Raw genomic sequence first — 17,148 nt, 5'->3', positions numbered from 1 at the left:
AGGTAGTTTGGGAGGTATTTTTGTGGGCATGGAGCCAAAGTTGACTAGTCTGAGTCCAAATGTGAATTTAGGTAATGGCAATGGTGTAGCAGACAAAGATACTTCCTTACACATTGAGGGCTTTTATCAATATCAAGTCAATGATAATATTGCGATCACTCCCGGTGTAATATGGATTACTGCACCTGACTTTAATGCTAGCAATCCTGATAGTATAGTTGTTTGGCTCCGTACTACCTTCAGGTTTTAACCCGAACCAGTAATTCCAAATTCAAATTTCAGTAGACCAAAAAGTTTTGTGATCTCCAAAAAATAGTAGTGTGTGATGCCGTTTTCAGAGAAATATGTAAAAGCTAATTGCTCCCGATAAATGATAAGTTTAGCTTATTCATAAACCCCAAAAATCAACCAAAATCAGCCGGACGGTAAACAAACTTCGCAGGCTAAGGCATCGCTCATCCCAAATTACCAACCGTTGTCAGGGCGCATTCGGTCAACAACTAAGCAACTTTTTGCAAGTGTTGCACGCGAGGCATAACTTCTTGGGCAAAACGTGTCATCTCCCGAACAAAGGGATTAAATTGCAGCATGAAAGTGTCGATACCTGCATCAACGAAAGCTGCAACGCGAGTTGCAACTGTATCATAGCTGCCAACCAATCCCGCGGCTGTGCCACCATTGCCGCCAACAGCCGGATTTTTGGCGAAGAGTTGGAACATGACGGCTTCTGGGTCAACTCCTTTAGCAACACTTAACTTATATTGTTCTTCCAACTTTTGCAGTGCCATGAGTCGTTCTAGTTCTGCTTGGGCTTCTTCGTCTGTAGAACGGGCAATGACAAAGGCTGACAGACCAAAGCTGACTGGTTGGGCTAGGAAACGGGGTCGGCTCAAAACTTGTTTAATTACTTTGCGGACATCTTCAATCGGCTGACCGTTGATGAAATAAACATCGGCTTGTTGGGCTGCTAAAATTTGTGCTGGGTCTGATGCTCCTCCCAGGTAGATACGAGGATAGGGTTGAGCAACAGAGAAAGGTCGAAAGCTCAAATCTTGGATTTTGAAATATTCACCCTCAAAGTTCACCCTCTCACCGCTCCACAAATCTCTAACAACCTGCAACCATTCACCAGAATAGCGATAACGTTCATCATGGGGAGGGAAGGGGATATTAATACGCTCCATTTCTGGGCGAAACCAAGCACTAATTAGGTTTATGGCAAAACGTCCACCACTTATTGCATCAATTCCCAAAGCCATTTTGGCTAGAACGGCTGGATGAAATAATAAAGGTTTAATCGCGGCGATAATTTCTATACTTTCCGTAGCTTCAGCCAATGCGGCACAAGCTGTCCAAGTTTCCAACTGTTCTAAATCTAGACTACGGGGATTGGAAAGGTGCTGTGCTACTAAGGTTGTGACATATCCTAAACTTTCTGCTTCTAATACTAGCGATCGCGTGCGTTCATAACTAGCATCAATCGGTTCATCTGGCGTATTGAGAGGGCCAAAGTTACCCCCAACAGGTACCCAAATACCGTAGCGTGGTTCTGACATTCTTACCTCCAAATTAAATGGCGACTGAGGAGATACAGAATCTACATACCCCCTTGTTTTTTATCTTTATCTATGCAAATCTCATAGTATCATACGGTAAACCTACTGATTTATCGTATGATTATTCTAGGTGCAAAAATAAAGTTTTAGTGCCGACTACAAAGGTTCTAGAAAGCTATGTCTGAACCACGCTATGGGATTTGGATTCCCGTTTACGGCAACTGCGGCGTGATGAACCATCCTCTTGAACCTCGTGATGCTAGTTACTCACGAGCCAAGAATTTAATCCAATTGGCCCAAAAGTGCGGATTTACCACAACTTTAATCGCGCAACATATCATCAATCCCAGGAACCAAGAACTTGACCAGCTAGAAACTTGGACAGCAGCAGCAGCTTTGGCAGAAGCAACAAACTCTATCGAGATTATTGCAGCTGTTAAGCCATTACTGTTTCATCCCGCCGTCTTAGCAAAGATGGCTTTAGGTATTGATGCTATCAGTGGTGGACGTTTTGCGATTAACTTAGTAAGTGCCTGGTTTAAGCCAGAAATGGAAAAACCAGGAATAAACTTCCTTTCTCACGATGAGCGTTATCGTTATTCGGATGAATGGATTAGGGTCGTAAAAGCCCTATGGAGTGGAGAAAAAGTTAACTTCTACGGTGAATATTTTCAGATCAATGATTTGAAGCTCAATCCTCCACCTATAGCCAAACCACATCCGCGTGTATATGTAGGGGGAGAGTCAGAATCAGCCCAAGAACTAGCTGCAAAAGAAGCGCATACATTTTTCCTCAATGGTCGTCCGATTGAAGTAATCCGCGAAACCATTGCGGCTGTTGCTCAAAAAACTAAGTTTCGCTCTCAACCTCTGGGCTTCGCCATGTCAGCTTTTGTCATTGCTCGACCGACAGACGAAGAGGCGGAAGCGGAATATCAAAAACTCAGAGCAATGGTACTAGCACAAGACGATCGCTCAGAATTACTCAAAGGAGTAGATTCTGAAGTAGTTATGTTCAAAAACATGGCTAAGTACCCTGGTCTGGGGAGCAATGGCGGTACAGCAGCAGGATTGGTTGGTAGCTATGAAACTGTAGCCCATCGGATTGCTGAATTTACCAAAGTAGGAATTGATACTTTCATGCTGCAATTCCAGCCTTTTGCCCCAGAAATGGAGCGTTTTGCTGCGGAAATTATACCAAGAGTGCGAGCGTTAACGGTAGACGCCAATTTGAAAATAGGGGCTAGAGGCTAAGGATTTTAGATTTTGGATTAAATTGTTCTCCACTACCCAAAGGAAACTTTATGACAGCAATACTTACTCGTCCAGCTTGGACTACTGATTTAGAACTGGAAATTTTTGACAAACTGCTTGATAAGTACGCCCCTCACATTCCGAAGAAGCGAGCGCAAGAACCTAGATCGCCGGAAACTGATGAGGAAAGAGAGAATTTCTACCGCTTCCGTGTGGCTGGTGCAGCCCATGACCTGTTTATTGTGCAAGTCTGCGCTAAGATCATTGACTCCTTTGCTGACCCAGAATTACAGCTATTTTTGAGTAGACAAATCGGTGATGATGGCGCACACGCTCAAAATACTCGTTTAAGAGCGCAAGCTATATCGGGACATGACCCAATTGAGGATATCCAAAAGCAGGTACAGAAGCATTGGGATTATATGGGTGATTTACCCATTCGTAATTGGCAAGGCTTTTTAGCATTTGAGTTGCATTACGAACTTCATATTGTGGCTTTGTTATTCATCAATAGCCGTACCAGCAAAATCAACGACCCAGACTCAGCCAAGTTTGCGGCAGAAAGAATCCTGCCAGATGAAGCAGTTCACCGCTTGGGAGTTGTAGACTGGTGGCAACGTAAATTTGATCAAGCTTCACCCGCAGAGAAAGAGGATTTAATCGCACAAGTCATAGAAGCAGATGAAGAAGGTCAACGACGGCGCAATCCTTACCTTCGGGATCATTGGCAGTTGAGTCAAAAAGCTATTGGTATTGAAATTGATGATTTGCCAGTACTTTATGATACTTGGCGGCAAGAGGTTCTTTCTTATTTCTTGGATATCCCTATATCTAGATTACCCAAACTTGTGAGTGTGAATGATTGATGTTGAAGGAGACAGAAGATAGAAACTCTTTAATATCTGATTTTGAATTATACATTTTGTAACTCTCTTACTTACAAAATACTAGATTTTATATAACTTTAAATATTACTAATTTATTAATATATTAGTAATATTTATGCTTAATAAATTAATTTATTAACAAAGTTTAGGGGTTTAAGTCCCCTGCTTCAAAAGCCGAACGTTTTGGGTCGGGGTCTAAATCCCCGTCACAAAACTTACTTCCGACTTCCGACTTCCGACTTCCGACTTCCGACTTCGTTTAATATTTTATTTAGACTGGCTAGCTATAATATTAATTATTTTTCGATTGATATACAAAAATTTTAAATATAGTCGCCAAAAACACTACAATTTTAAAATTTAAGCTCTATCATATTTTATCTAATAAAAATAATTTTTCAATACTTACGCCAAATACCTCTCAAACTCTTATTACTCTGTGTTCTCTGTGTCTCTGTGGTTCGATTTTCCTTGATCTGTGTGTAACTCCTATTTTTGTAAGAAAGTTCGATATTTAATTTGAGCTATAACTTTGTTTTTTAGATATAACCTCGATTTTAAATTCGGACAAAAATGCTAAGAGGCAAAAGAAAAATATGTTCACTCGATTGATAAATCAGTTTTTAGACGGCATCAAGAAAATAAGCTTATTTCAGCATCACGATATTAAAACTTTTATTCTCTTCTTTATTATTGGTATAGGTTTAAATTTAGCGATCGCTTCTTGTACTCCTAGTAATTCAGCTAATGCACCTGCACAACAACCCCAAGCACCCAAGCTAACAGTGCTGAAAATGGGGCATCAAAAAGGAATGGCACTGTTGAATATTGTGAAAGCGCAAGGAAGTTTAGAAAAGCGCTTACAACCCTTGGGTATTTCTGTTACCTGGAATGAATTCTCCTCTACAGCACCTCTATTGGATGGGATGGGTGCAGGTGCGATCGTTTTTGGTGGAGGTGGCGGTACAGGAAGCGTCTTTGCTCAGGCAGGAGATAAATCATTTGTCAGAGTTGCAGCCGGTACAGGTAGCACTAGAGGTTCAGCTATTTTAGTTCAAGAAAATTCACCGATTAAGACTCTTTCTGATTTAAAAGGTAAAAAAGTTGCTTTTGCAAAAGGTTCTGGTCAGCACTATATTATTGTGCGCGCTTTAGAGAAAGTGGGTTTGAAATTTAGTGATATTAAACCTCTCTATCTGACACCAGCCGAAGCTTTACCAGCCTTTGAGCGTGGTGATATTGATGCGTGGTTAATTTGGGACCCTTATACTGCTGAAGCTGAACGTAAACTTCGCACTCGTCTATTGGCAGATAATAGCACTGTATTTGGAGATAAAGCTCCACTAGAAAGCCCAAGCTTTTATTATGCTGCTCCAGATTTTGTGCGCGATCATCCAGACATTCTTAAGACAATTTTACAAGAGTTAGAAAAGGCTGGTACTTGGTCTAGAGAAAACTATCAGGATTCAGCTAAACTCCTTTCTAAGCTGTACAAAATTGATCTAAAAACAATGGAAACTGTAGAAGAACGTGGTGGTCAACGTCAGGTATTACCTGTAACAGATGAAGTTTTGAGTGGATTACAACGTATGGCAGATACCTTCTATGAACTTAAAATTATTCCTAAGAAAATTGATGTCAAAGATAAAAAGTATAACTGGTTTCCTGAGCAAAAGTGGTAACTTGTAATTCGCAATTAATAAGGTATGAACTTTTGCTCACTTTTTTGTTAATTAGAGTAGGCGAAGTACTTCCCATTCCTTAAAAAGTAGTAGTGATGATTTATTATGGAGGGATTCTGAGATGATCGCATTTACCGATGTCCGCAAAGTTTATAACCAAGGCAGCCAGAAAGTTGTAGCTTTAGATGGAGTAAGTCTTCTCGTCAAACCAGGAGAAATTTTTGGTGTTTTAGGTCAAAGTGGTGCAGGTAAAAGTACTTTAATTCGTTGTGTTAATCAATTAGAAAAACCTACATCGGGTTCAGTTGTAGTTGACGGACAGGAGATGACAAAGCTTTCTGGAGATAAGTTACGTCAAGCTCGTCAACACATTGGCATGATTTTTCAACACTTCAATTTACTTAGTTGCAGAACTGTCGTGGAAAACATTGCTTTTCCTCTGGAAGTGATGGGTTACAGTAGACTGAAACGCCGGGCTAAAGTGGAAGAATTGATTTCACTTGTTGGGTTGACAGGTAAGGCTGATGCTTATCCAGCACAACTTTCTGGCGGTCAAAAGCAACGGGTAGGTATTGCTAGGGCTTTGGCTGGAGAACCAAAAGTTTTACTTTCTGATGAAGCGACATCAGCACTTGATCCGCAAACTACGAGGTCAATCTTAGATTTATTGCGCGACTTGAACAAGCGTATGGGTTTAACAATCTTACTGATTACCCATGAAATGGCTGTAGTCAAGCAAATCTGCGATAGTGTCGCTGTACTCAATGCTGGAAAGATTGTGGAAAAGGGATATGTTAGCGATTTAATCGCCAAGCCAGAATCATTTCTTTCACAGGAATTTTTTCCCCATCGCAATGGTTATAAACCCAAGCCTGGTGCAGTTATTGCCACGATCGCCTTTGCAGGAGAACAAGCCAGTCAACCAATTTTCGCCACCCTAGCCCGTAATTTTGATGTAGATGTCAATATCCTCAGTGGGAGTGTAGAAACAGTAGGCGATCGCCGAGTTGGTCAGTTTCACGTTGAATTAGAAGGTCAAAAGGTAACTCAAGCTTTGAAATACTTAGACGAAGCAGAATTTGAAGTCCAGGTGCATTGAATTGGGTGGGGATTGGGAGGAAAATCAAATACAAAATTTCCTTTTTGACCTGTATTAAAAATTACGAATTACGAATTATTATTATGTTTTATCCAAAGTTTTATCGCCGCTATTTTATACTAACAATAGGGTTAGCGATCGCATCTATTCTTTTCGCCAGTTGTACACCAAAACCAAATTCACCTACGGGTCAATTAGTCAACCAATCAACTAAGACAGCAGTACTAAAAGTGGGTTCTCGAAATAGCACCACCGAAGATGTTTTGAAGTTCATTCAAAAAGAAATAGCCTCCACCCAAGGCTTAGATTTTCAAATCGTGACTATCGCTGATTCCGTAAAAATTAACGATGCTCTTAAAAGTGGGGAAATTGATGCTAACTTTTTCCAGCATGAACCGTTTATGAAACAAGCTGCCAAAAGACTTAACGCGGATTTTGTCATGTTAAATCGCAGCTATACCACCATAACCGGACTCTATTCAAAACGACTAAAGATAAAATCACTCAATGAAATTCCTATAGGGGCAACAATTGCTATTTCTAATGATGACAGCAATCAAGACCGCGCCTTGAAATTCCTGAAACACATCGACTTAATCAATTTAAAAGAAAAGCCAGGGGAGTATTACAGCATCAAAGATATCATTAAGCATCCCAAAAATCTCCAAATTAAGGAATTAGACAATTACGCTATTGTTAGAGCCTTAGACGATCTAGATTTAGCTGTGACATCTGCATCCTTCCTTGTGCAAGCAAAGGTATCTCTAAATCCTATTGTGTTAGACGAGATTGGCATGGCTAACAAAAATTATGCGGTGGGTTTAGCAACTGTACAATCAAAAGTAAATGATCCCAACATCCAAAAACTAAATCAATTGGTTGTTGATCCCAAATTGAAGGATTATATCAACAACTACCTCAAGGGGACGATGCCTTCTCTACGAGACGCTACGCGAACGGCGGGCTACGCCTACGCACCTGTATTTTAAACTTGATACGGAGGACTAATGAGCAGATCGAAGCAATTAAAACTAGGTGCTTTTATGCGCCCGGTAAGCATACATACAGGCGCTTGGCGCTATCCTGGGGCTTTGCCTGACGCTAATTTCAACTTCCCAGCACTGAAACGATTCATCCAGAAACTAGAGCAAGGCAAGTTTGACGCATTCTTCATGGCTGACCACTTAGCGGTGCTGAATATGCCAATCAACGCACTGAAGCGCAGCCATACTGTCACATCCTTTGAACCTTTCACCCTACTTTCTGCCCTTGCCAGCGTCACCGAACACATCGGGCTGGTAGCCACCGCTTCCACGACCTATGACCAGCCTTACCACATCGCTCGCCGCTTCGCGTCTCTCGACCATATTAGTGGCGGTCGCGCTGGCTGGAACATCGTCACCACAGCCAATCCAGACGCAGCGCTCAACTTTGGATTAGAAGAAGAGGTAGAGCATGATGAACGCTATCGGCGGGCGAGAGAATTTTATGATGTTGTCACGGATCTTTGGGATTCCTTTGCTGACGATGCGTTTATTCGGGACGTGGAAGCAGGGATTTATTTCGACCCTGCAAAGCTTCACGTTCTGAATCATCAGGGAAAATATCTCTCGGTGCGAGGACCATTGAACATCGCCAGACCTGTCCAAGGCTGGCCGCTAATCGTTCAGGCAGGCGCATCCGAAGCCGGACGGCAATTAGCCGCCGAAACCGCCGAGGCTGTGTTTGCACCTGCTAGTAATCTGGAAGCTGGCAAAGCTTTATTTGCAGACATTAAGGGACGGGCGCAGGCGATCGGACGTGACCCAGACAGCATAAAAATCCTTCCAGGTGCTTTAGTGATCGTGGGGGAAACCGTCGCCGAGGCACATGCCAAGCGTCTTCATTTGGACAGCCTAGTACATTATGACAGTGGGATCGCCAGCCTCAATAGTGCGCTTGGCTACGATGTTTCGGGTTTTAATCCAGATGGCCCCTTGCCAGAAATCCCACCGAATAACGCTGGTCACTCTTCACGAGAAAGGGTAATAGCCTTAGCGCAACGTGAGAACTTGACTATTCGACAACTGGCGCAACGCATTGGCAGTTACGGCGGGTTGGCTTTTGTGGGCACACCCCAAAGCATCGCCGATGATATGGAGCAATGGCTATTAGAAGAAGGGTCTGACGGCTTCAACATTATGTTCCCTTTTCTTCCTGAGGGATTGAATGATTTTGTCGATAAAGTTGTGCCAGAACTCCAACGGCGTGGAATCTTCCGCAAAGAGTATGAGGGCAAGACGCTGCGCGAAAATCTGGGACTGGCACGCCCCGCCAACCGCTTCTTTCAGACCACCACTGCTTCCGTTAGCTAGACGCTTATGTGATAAAAATCTCTTTCCCCAATCCTCAATCCCTTATTCCCAAAATAGAGAGAAAAACAATGACTCAAATTGAAGAAAAAGTTATAGATTCTACTTTCCAGTTCTCGGCTCCTGTCACAGCCAAATCTCCCGAACTGCAAGCTTTGTTCGATTTCATTGCTCTGGGAGCAAGTGAGCGCGATCGCGATCGCATCCTTCCTTATAATGTGGTTGAATTGATCCGGCGTTCCCGGTTGGGTGCATTGCGAATCCCTATTGCTGAAGGTGGTAGTGGTAGCACCGCACGCGAACTGTTTGAGGTCGTGATTCGGCTGGGGGATGCTGATCCAAACGTGGCTCACATTGTACGGAATCATTTCTCTATTACGGAGCGGATTTTGCGTTCTGAGCGCACCCAAAGAAATCGTCGCTGGCTCAAGGCAGTCGTCGATGGCGCGATTATTGGACTCGCTTCAACCGAACTAGAAGCCAAACGATCAGGTGGTCGCCAAGTCGTGAATACAAAATTAACACCTGATGGCGACGGCTATCGTCTGAATGGAACGAAATATTACAGCACTGGCAGCCTTTACGCAGACTTGATTTTTGTGCGTGTGTTAGCACCAGATGGCTCTACAGCGTTTATACTCATTCCTACTAACCGTGAGGGTCTTGAACTGGTGGACGACTGGGACGGCTTCGGACAAAGACTCACAGGTACGGGAACGACTACCTTCACCAATGTCCATGTAGAGGCTGAAGAAGTAATTTTTGAGACAGACACAGACAAAGACGACCTGCCCTACAACATCGTCCCGCAATTATTCCTGACTGCCATCAACGCCGGTATTATTCGCAGCATTCTGCGTGATGCTACAGCCCTCATCCGTAACAGACCCCGGACTTTCTACCATGCTGTATCCGAGCAAGCCTCAGAAGACCCAATCTTGCAGCAGACTGTCGGGCAGATTGCCGCCAATGCCTTTGCGGCCGAAGCGATCGTCTTGGCGGCAGCTGATGGTCTTGATCGCCTCCCTGCTGTCCAAGCTCAGGGTGAAGAGGCAGAGACGGCTGCGGCACTGGCAACTTCTCTGAGTGCATCCAAAGCCAAATTGATTGTTGATGATTTGGCTCTACGTTCAGCTACCTTATTGTTTGAAGTTGGTGGGGCTTCCACAACAAAGAAAAGCTCCAACTTTGATCGTCATTGGCGCAACGCCCGTACCTTATCCTCACACAACCCAAATCACTTTAAGGCTCGTGCGATCGGCGACTACGAGATCAACGGTACACCATTGCCGCAACGAGGATTCTTCTAATTTTGCTCAGATCCCTGACTTCTAACATCCGGGAAACCACTCTATGAGTGAATAGCACTAAGAAAAGCCCAAAGGCTTGTGTAACCTCGTTCCCAGTCTCAAGACTGGGAATGTATTCCCAGAGGCAGAGCCTCTGGTCAAGAAACAGGAGGCGGAGCCTCCCAGAGTGGGTTCCCAGCCTGGAGGCTGGGAACCCGTCAGGGTAAAGGCTGTATCATAACTTAGTGCCATTCCACTCTATGAGTATTTATCAGAAGTCGGGGATCTGGCAGCTAATCAAAACCGTTGAGAGGAAACACTATGAGTACAATTGACACTACTTTTTTGAGAGCAAGTAAAGAGGCGATCGCCTCTCCAACAGACTATCCCCAAAGCCCATTATCCCAAGCTCTCCGGCAGCCAGTACTGCTAGGGTTGTTCTTACCGATTCATCACGGTGGTTGGAGTTCTTCTAACCTCCCGCGTACTACAGACTGGTCATTTGATTACAATGCCAAACTTACCCAAAAGGCTGAGGAGCTAGGTTTTGACCTTGTTTTCGGCTATTCTACCTGGCAGCCGAAGGGCGGACAAGGGCCAACTCGGACAGAAGCAGGTTTAGATGCCTTCATTGCCATTGCCTCCCTTGCTGCCATTACCTCACGCATTCTATTAATCTCAACAATTCACGTCCTCTACGGGCCTTGGCATCCCATCCATCTGGCTAAATTTGGTGCGACACTTGACCACATTTCTAAAGGTCGTTGGGGAATTAACGTTGTCACCGGACACCGGGCTTATGAGCATGAACTGTTCGGCTGGAGCCAAATCGAACACGATCGCCGTTATGAACTTGCTGATGAATTTGTCACCGTCCTCAAACGACTCTGGTCGGAAACAGAGAATTTTTCTTACAAAAGTCAGAGTTCTTGGCAGTTTAAGGATGCTTACATCAGCCCCCGACCGCTTTATGGTCGTCCCATCCTAGTTAACGCCACCGGCTCGGATGCTGGTATCGAGTTTGCGGGTCGCCATTCTGATATCGTATTTATCACCAGTCCGGCTGGCGGCGACATAGAAAGCGCCTTATCGTCGTTACCCGCCCATACGGCCCGTGTTAAACAATCAGCGATCGCTAATGGTAAACAAGTCCGCACTCTCCTAAATCCGCTTATCGTCGTGCGTGAAACTGAAAAAGAGGCAGAAGAATATGCTCAGGCGATAATCGACCATGCCGATTATGAGTCAATTGCTGGACGTTCTGGCGTTAGCAGCGATGCACACGCCTGGAGGGGACATCAAAAGGGAAATCTGCGTCATGGTGTTGGCAGTGCGATCGGCGGTAATGTGCAGTTAATCGGTTCACCCGAACAAATCACCGAACAACTTTTGCAGCTGAATAAAGCTGGTGTCGATGGCTTCCAGCTTGCCTTCTACGATTTCGAGCCTGATCTGGATTTCTTCGGTCAGCGCGTTCTACCACTACTGAAACAGGCTGGACTTCGAGTCTAAGTTCTCCAACCTAGCTAATACCAATTCTCTAAAATCGGGCAACACATTCAAAATTTGACTTTCTTAATTACGAATTACGAATTGGTATTCCGCCCTGTTTTCAACTTTGCGAGGTGTATCAATGCAAGGACAAGAATTACTACAAAGCTTGTTGCAAGCCACTAGCGAAACTTTTTACATGGTAAGTATATCTACCCTGGTTGCAATAGTATTAGGCTTACCTTTGGGCTTGTTGCTAGTGATGACAGGCCCCGGAAACTTGCTAGATTTTCCGCAAGTGCATAAAGTGCTGGGTGCGATCGTCAATACTGGACGCTCATTTCCTTTTATTATTCTCCTTGTCGTTTTAACACCACTAACACGCCTAATTGTTGGCACTTCCATCGGTAGCACAGCCGCTTTAGTTCCCCTAACTCTCGCCGCCATCCCATTTTTTGGTCGCATTGCTGAAACTAGCATTTTAGAAGTTGATAAGGGACTAATAGAAGCTGCCCAAGCAATGGGGTGCAATTATTGGCAAATCGTTCTCAAAGTATTGATTCCCGAAGCTTTGCCTTCACTGATATTAGGTATGACGATTCTAATTGTGAGTTTACTTAACTCTTCCGCGATGGCTGGGGCTGTGGGTGGAGGTGGATTAGGTAATTTGGCAATTCAATACGGCTACCAACGCTTTGATGTAGGGGTTATGTTTTCTACCATTGTGGTTTTGATTGCACTAGTACAAATTATTCAATTTATAGGTGATTTAATTGCACAGCGTATGAGAAAACGCTGAACGAAGGTAAAAAGACAGAGGCGCAATATCTTACTCAGCATTCATCATTTACAATTTACACTAATTAAAAAAGTTATGAATAGACGCAGATTTTTCTTAACAGCTTTAGGTTCCTTTACTGCCTCTTCAATTTTTGCTAGTTGTAGCCAACAATCTACTCAAAACTTTACTAAAAATACGCAAACAATTAGCCAAAAAGAGCAAAAAGAAGTAATCAAAGTTGGGGTAACTGGTATACTCTCTCAGGATATTTTGAAATTTGTGAATAATAATATAGCCGCAAAAGAAGGCTTAGAGATTCAAGTTGTTACCTTTAATGACTGGATACAACCCAACACAGCCTTGAGAGATAAGGTTATTGATGCTAATTTCTTTCAGCACAGACCTTTCATGAATAATGCTAGGAAAGAATTAAATCTAAATTTAGTAGCATTGAATACAGTTTATTTAAACACACTTAGTCTTTTTTCTAACAAGTTAAAATCAGTAAGTGAAATTCCCCAAAATGCAACTGTGACAATTGCTAATGATGTCATCAATAATGACCGAGGATTACGGTTATTAGCAACTAACGGTTTAATTAAATTAAAAGAAAATCCTAAACAATTCGTGACCCAAAGAGATATTGCTGCTAACCCGAAAAACTTGCAAATCAAGGAAGTAGAAGGTGTACAAGTTGTCCGAGCTATTAATGATGTAGATTTCATAGTATCTTCTGCTCAAACTGTTGCACTTGCAGGGATAGAACCTAATTCTATGGGTGAAGAAACAGCTAAAGACAAGAAATACGCTCTTGCATTAGTTACATTACAAGGTCGAGAAAATGAACCAAAGATTCAAAAGTTAAACAAACTACTCGTCCATCCAAACGTCAAGGATTTTATCAATCAAGAATATAAAGGAAGGATCATACCAGTTTTTTAGAAATTGTCGCTCAAACCGAAGAATTATTTTGATATTTGTGTCTATGGTCTTTTTACAGTTTATTTTCTCACTACTTGAGTGTAGATTCACATAGAAATACCTGCACTAAATTCTCATAGTCAAAGATAAAGAAATATTGATTAGATTTGAACAGCCTATCAAAACGTGGTATTTTCTTTCTACATACTACGGTAAATCAATCGATTTGGTGTATTATAATCGTTATGATCATAGATATGGCTGCTTAAACTCCTAAAAATTGATACCAAGGAGTCAATTGTGGTGAATTATTTAAAAGAACACCGCTTTCAGTACAAACAAAAATGTTCTGCCAGTACAATCTTTGCGATCGCAGCATCTTTTCTTGGTTTGATAGCTTCTGGTTGCAGTCAACAAACAGCTATCAATGCCACAGCTAACTCAGATTCTTCTTCAAAAACTCTCACTACCAAAACTACAGATAAAAACAATGTGATTCGCTTGGGCTACCAAAAAGGCGGGATTATTCCCATTGCGCGTCAACGAGGTGAGTTAGAGCGTCAGTTAGCGACGCAAAATATTAAAGTTGAATGGAGTGGGCCATTTGACCGTTGCGCTACGCTTTTAAATGTTCTCAATGGTAATCGAGCGGATATTGGTGGCTGTGGTGATATTCCTTCCATCTCTGGAATTGCTGCTGGACAACCTCTTTGTATTGGTTCTGTACAGCGTCCTAGTCCAGATTCTTTAGGTAATGCCATCTTAGTTCGTGGTGATTCTCCCATTCGTAAACCGGCTGATTTAGTAGGTAAAAAAGTTGCTGTTAATCAAGGTGGTGCAGGCGAATATCTGTTATTAAAAGTTTTGGAAAAAGAAAATATTCCTTCATATAAAGTCCAGCGAGTTTACTTATCACCGAATGACGCTGCACCTGCTCTATATCAAGGTTCTGTTGATGCGTGGGCAGTTTGGGAACCTTATATTTCCATTGCCCAATTAGAACATAAGGCGCGAAGAATCACCACTACACACCCTGCCCCTACTTACAGCATTATGGTTGTTCGTACTGATGCAGCTAAAGAAAATCCTGTAGCCGTGAAAGCTGCTCTCACTGCTTTGAGTGAGGATGGTGAATGGTTAAATCAACATACTAATGCTGCATCAGATTTTTTAGTTAAAGAGCTAAAAGTCTCTGATGCGGTAGCCAAGCAGGTGACTAAAAATCGAGGCCCAGAGTCTTACGTATTTCCTAATACTGGGGATATCGCCAAGCTTCAGAAAACAGCTGACTGGTTACTAGAGCAAAAAATTATTCCGCAACGAGTAGATATTACAACGGCAGTGTGTCCGTTAGAAACTACCGCCGCTAGGTAGCAAAGATCCAGTATTCGATCCATCTATCTTAATCCATGTCATGGGTAACGATACTGATAGCATCTGGCGACATCATTATCATCCCGAACAAAAGAGTCTGCGGTCTTTAGGCTCTGGATATTCCAATATACTTATGAAACAAGAAAGAGAAAATCATGGCAAATTTCACTAGACCACAACCGCCAGTCTTTGAACGAGTTGAAGATGAACGACTCTATCGCAAACAACGCCTTGCTGCGGCATTTCGACTGTTTGCTCGTTTTGGCTTTAGTGAGGGAACAGCAGGCCACATCACCGCCAGAGATCCAGAGTTTACCGACCATTTTTGGGTAAATCCCCTTGGCAAGTACTTTGGGCACATCCGAGTTTCTGACTTGATTTTGGTCGATAGAGAAGGCGAAGTTGTCAAAGGTAATGCTCCTGTCAATCGCGCCGCCTTTGCCATTCATTCACAGGTTCATGAGGCGCGACCTGATATAGTTGCAGCTGCTCATGCTCATTCTCTGCATGGTAAATCTTGGTCAAGTCTTGGTCGCCTGCTTGATCCCTTAACTCAAGATGCTTGTGCTTTCTATCAAGACCACGCTCTATTTGATGACTATAGAGGGGTAGTTTTAGATACTTCAGAGGGTAAAAGAATTGCTGAATCTTTGGGAGACAAAAAAGCTGTCATTTTGCGGAATCATGGCTTTTTGACGGTGGGGCAGACAGTAGACGAAGCTGCTTTTTGGTACATTTCTTTTGAGCGATCGGCTCAAGCCCAACTGCTTGCAGAAGCAGCTGGCAAACCACTTCCCATTGACCACGAAACAGCAACTTTTACTCATAACCAAGTAGGAACTCATTCCGGCGGTTGGTTTAGCTTTCAGCCACTCTACGACCGAATTGTGGGCGAAGAACCAGGCTTACTAGAGTAGTTGGTGGTTATTTTTCTTCATTGTCTTTTTATACCCAAAAATTAACGTGTTTACCAATTGGCTGCGGCAGAATTTTTTCTTCCCTCTGGGTTGCTTGTTAGTAGCAACAACAGCTTGCTCAGAGGTTAACTCTACCAGTCCGGCAACGATCGCTGCTAATCATAGTCCATCCCAAATCGCAGTGTCGAATACAACTCAATTGCATGTTGCTAAATCTAAAGGTGGCTGGGACTTAAATTTAAAGTTAGCTGGACTAGATCATTTCCCTTATCAAACTCAATTTACTGAGTTTACTGGGGGTAATTTGATGGTACAGTCAATCAATGCTGGTGCGATTGACTTGGGATCTGCTAGTGAAATTCCGCCGATTTTTGCGATTGAATCGAAAGCATCTGTAAAAATTATTGCGACTCTCAAAGGGCCGACGATTGGTCAAGTTGTACTCGTACCGAAGGACTCGACTGCCAAAACGATCGCCGATCTTAAAGGTAAGAAAGTGGGTTACGTTAAAGCTACAACTGCCCACTACTTCCTGATTAAGATGTTGGAGAAAGTCGGGCTAACGATGAAGGATATCAATGCAATTCCTTTATCGATACCCGATGGACTAGCTGCTTTTCGTAAAGGACAGCTTGATGCTTGGGCTACCTACGGTTATTCCATCCCCCAAGCCGAAAAAGAAGGGGCGCGGGTGCTGGAATCTGCAAAAGATATTTTGAGCGGTAACTTCGTAATTATTGCTTCACCCAATGCGATCGCCGATCCCCAAAAGAAGGTTGCGATCGCTGATTTTCTCTGTCGTTTGCAGAAATCCCAAACTTGGCGGGAATCTAATCTCAAGCAATGGTCGAAGAATTATGCAACTACTATCGATGTTGATGAACGCATTGTTTATCAGGATGCCAAGCAAGGACAACAACAGCGTCGTCAAGAATTACTTCCTGTTTCTGATGCAGCTATTGCTTCTCAGCAAAAAGTTGCTGATACCTTTTTTCAAGCGGGTGTAATTCCTAAAAAAGTTGATGTGAAACAACTTTGGGACAGCAGTTTTAACGAAGATATTGCCAAATGCCAATAATTGCAGCAAGGAGGAAAAAGCTAAATGTCAAAATCACCTTATTTTTAATAAAGGTAAAAATATGTTTCATGGAATAGAAAGAGAATTATTAAATGGAGTACCTTGGTTATTTGGGCAACAGTCTCAATTAGCAGATCATCTCCAATTAACAGATCAGCAAGAACATCAGATACTTGATATTTGGGAATTCCCACCACAAGAATCTGCTGCTCGTGAGCGTGTTCTTAAGCAGAAGATAAAACGGGTTGAGATTTTCAGCAAACTAAAAAGTTTTTCTTTAAAGGCTATCGCCAATAAATAAAGATAAGCGTTATCAGCTACTCAAATTAATATAAAATTTCAATTAATTTGCAATGTGCAGTACAGCTTTAGAGGATGTTTGAAAAGTAGTATGTTGTGATTTTAATCGAATTATTACCCCCCTTAATCCCCCCTTATAAAGGGGGGAAACAAGAAAATCCGGTTCCC

At 42.8% G+C, this 17,148-nt stretch carries 16 protein-coding genes; 15 read left to right on the top strand and 1 reads right to left on the bottom strand.

The features are described from left to right. A partial coding sequence (locus tag HWQ41_RS19615; RefSeq protein ID WP_292766313.1) for a carbohydrate porin occupies nt 1-250 on the top strand: 250 nt, incomplete at its 5' end. Between the two features lie 250 nt (nt 251-500). Here HWQ41_RS19615 and HWQ41_RS19610 read toward each other — a convergent pair. Next, the gene (locus HWQ41_RS19610; protein WP_292766310.1) at nt 501-1,556 is read right to left on the bottom strand and encodes an LLM class flavin-dependent oxidoreductase; all 1,056 of its coding nucleotides are present in this window, start codon (nt 1,554-1,556) and stop codon (nt 501-503) included. A 177-nt stretch (nt 1,557-1,733) separates the two neighbouring features. Between HWQ41_RS19610 and HWQ41_RS19605 the strand changes: the two genes are divergently transcribed. The 14 genes from HWQ41_RS19605 (at nt 1,734) to HWQ41_RS19540 (ending at nt 16,981) form a co-directional block, all read left to right on the top strand. Next, nucleotides 1,734-2,810, top strand: a complete 1,077-nt coding sequence (locus tag HWQ41_RS19605; protein WP_292766307.1) for an LLM class flavin-dependent oxidoreductase — start codon at nt 1,734-1,736, stop codon at nt 2,808-2,810. Between the two features lie 50 nt (nt 2,811-2,860). Next, nucleotides 2,861-3,676, top strand: coding sequence for a hypothetical protein (locus HWQ41_RS19600; RefSeq protein ID WP_292766305.1), 816 nt, complete (start codon nt 2,861-2,863; stop codon nt 3,674-3,676). A 617-nt stretch (nt 3,677-4,293) separates the two neighbouring features. Beyond that, nucleotides 4,294-5,379 carry an aliphatic sulfonate ABC transporter substrate-binding protein gene (locus HWQ41_RS19595; protein ID WP_292766302.1) on the top strand — a complete coding sequence of 362 codons (1,086 nt, stop codon included), beginning with the start codon at nt 4,294-4,296 and terminating at the stop codon, nt 5,377-5,379. Between the two features lie 121 nt (nt 5,380-5,500). Continuing rightward, nucleotides 5,501-6,478, top strand: coding sequence for an ATP-binding cassette domain-containing protein (locus HWQ41_RS19590; protein WP_292766299.1), 978 nt, complete (start codon nt 5,501-5,503; stop codon nt 6,476-6,478). Between the two features lie 83 nt (nt 6,479-6,561). Then, nucleotides 6,562-7,467, top strand: a complete 906-nt coding sequence (locus tag HWQ41_RS19585; protein ID WP_292766297.1) for a MetQ/NlpA family ABC transporter substrate-binding protein — start codon at nt 6,562-6,564, stop codon at nt 7,465-7,467. Nucleotides 7,468-7,485: 18 nt separating this feature from the next. Next, nucleotides 7,486-8,832: an LLM class flavin-dependent oxidoreductase gene (locus HWQ41_RS19580; RefSeq protein ID WP_292766294.1), complete on the top strand. Its 1,347-nt coding sequence runs from the start codon at nt 7,486-7,488 to the stop codon at nt 8,830-8,832. 68 nt (nt 8,833-8,900) lie between these two features. Next, entirely contained in the window at nt 8,901-10,139 is a 1,239-nt protein-coding gene (locus tag HWQ41_RS19575) for an acyl-CoA dehydrogenase family protein (protein ID WP_292766292.1), read from the top strand. A 300-nt stretch (nt 10,140-10,439) separates the two neighbouring features. After that, on the top strand, nt 10,440-11,630 hold the full coding sequence (locus HWQ41_RS19570; protein WP_292766289.1) for an LLM class flavin-dependent oxidoreductase: 1,191 nt from the start codon (nt 10,440-10,442) through the stop codon (nt 11,628-11,630). Nucleotides 11,631-11,751: 121 nt separating this feature from the next. After that, nucleotides 11,752-12,408: a methionine ABC transporter permease gene (locus tag HWQ41_RS19565; RefSeq protein WP_229498313.1), complete on the top strand. Its 657-nt coding sequence runs from the start codon at nt 11,752-11,754 to the stop codon at nt 12,406-12,408. 75 nt (nt 12,409-12,483) lie between these two features. Further along, on the top strand, nt 12,484-13,332 hold the full coding sequence (locus HWQ41_RS19560) for a MetQ/NlpA family ABC transporter substrate-binding protein (protein ID WP_292766283.1): 849 nt from the start codon (nt 12,484-12,486) through the stop codon (nt 13,330-13,332). A gap of 279 nt (nt 13,333-13,611) precedes the next feature. After that, the gene (locus HWQ41_RS19555) at nt 13,612-14,685 is read left to right on the top strand and encodes an aliphatic sulfonate ABC transporter substrate-binding protein (protein WP_292766280.1); all 1,074 of its coding nucleotides are present in this window, start codon (nt 13,612-13,614) and stop codon (nt 14,683-14,685) included. 155 nt (nt 14,686-14,840) lie between these two features. Continuing rightward, nucleotides 14,841-15,602, top strand: coding sequence for a class II aldolase/adducin family protein (locus HWQ41_RS19550; protein ID WP_292766278.1), 762 nt, complete (start codon nt 14,841-14,843; stop codon nt 15,600-15,602). A gap of 46 nt (nt 15,603-15,648) precedes the next feature. Then, nucleotides 15,649-16,680: an ABC transporter substrate-binding protein gene (locus tag HWQ41_RS19545; RefSeq protein WP_292766276.1), complete on the top strand. Its 1,032-nt coding sequence runs from the start codon at nt 15,649-15,651 to the stop codon at nt 16,678-16,680. Beyond that, complete coding sequence (locus HWQ41_RS19540) at nt 16,664-16,981, top strand: hypothetical protein (protein WP_292766272.1); 318 nt, start codon at nt 16,664-16,666, stop codon at nt 16,979-16,981. Before HWQ41_RS19545 ends, HWQ41_RS19540 begins: the two co-directional genes overlap by 17 nt. Nucleotides 16,982-17,148 lie beyond the last annotated feature (167 nt).

The organism is Nostoc sp. NOS(2021) (assembly GCF_017115025.1).
GTDB lineage: Bacteria > Cyanobacteriota > Cyanobacteriia > Cyanobacteriales > Nostocaceae > Nostoc.
Note: the sequence above shows the minus strand (reverse complement) of the source record. Positions and strands in the feature narration are given on the sequence as shown.

Excerpts from the sequence above, each read along its gene's own strand:
- HWQ41_RS19550 (WP_292766278.1), top strand. The coding sequence starts at position 14,841 with ATGGCAAATTTCACTAGACCACAACCGCCAGTCTTTGAACGAGTTGAA.
- HWQ41_RS19565 (WP_229498313.1), top strand. The coding sequence starts at position 11,752 with ATGCAAGGACAAGAATTACTACAAAGCTTGTTGCAAGCCACTAGCGAA.
- HWQ41_RS19595 (WP_292766302.1), top strand. The coding sequence starts at position 4,294 with ATGTTCACTCGATTGATAAATCAGTTTTTAGACGGCATCAAGAAAATA.
- HWQ41_RS19605 (WP_292766307.1), top strand. The coding sequence starts at position 1,734 with ATGTCTGAACCACGCTATGGGATTTGGATTCCCGTTTACGGCAACTGC.
- HWQ41_RS19575 (WP_292766292.1), top strand. The coding sequence starts at position 8,901 with ATGACTCAAATTGAAGAAAAAGTTATAGATTCTACTTTCCAGTTCTCG.
- HWQ41_RS19560 (WP_292766283.1), top strand. The coding sequence starts at position 12,484 with ATGAATAGACGCAGATTTTTCTTAACAGCTTTAGGTTCCTTTACTGCC.
- HWQ41_RS19600 (WP_292766305.1), top strand. The coding sequence starts at position 2,861 with ATGACAGCAATACTTACTCGTCCAGCTTGGACTACTGATTTAGAACTG.
- HWQ41_RS19570 (WP_292766289.1), top strand. The coding sequence starts at position 10,440 with ATGAGTACAATTGACACTACTTTTTTGAGAGCAAGTAAAGAGGCGATC.
- HWQ41_RS19610 (WP_292766310.1), bottom strand. The coding sequence starts at position 1,556 with ATGTCAGAACCACGCTACGGTATTTGGGTACCTGTTGGGGGTAACTTT.
- HWQ41_RS19580 (WP_292766294.1), top strand. The coding sequence starts at position 7,486 with ATGAGCAGATCGAAGCAATTAAAACTAGGTGCTTTTATGCGCCCGGTA.
- HWQ41_RS19590 (WP_292766299.1), top strand. The coding sequence starts at position 5,501 with ATGATCGCATTTACCGATGTCCGCAAAGTTTATAACCAAGGCAGCCAG.
- HWQ41_RS19585 (WP_292766297.1), top strand. The coding sequence starts at position 6,562 with ATGTTTTATCCAAAGTTTTATCGCCGCTATTTTATACTAACAATAGGG.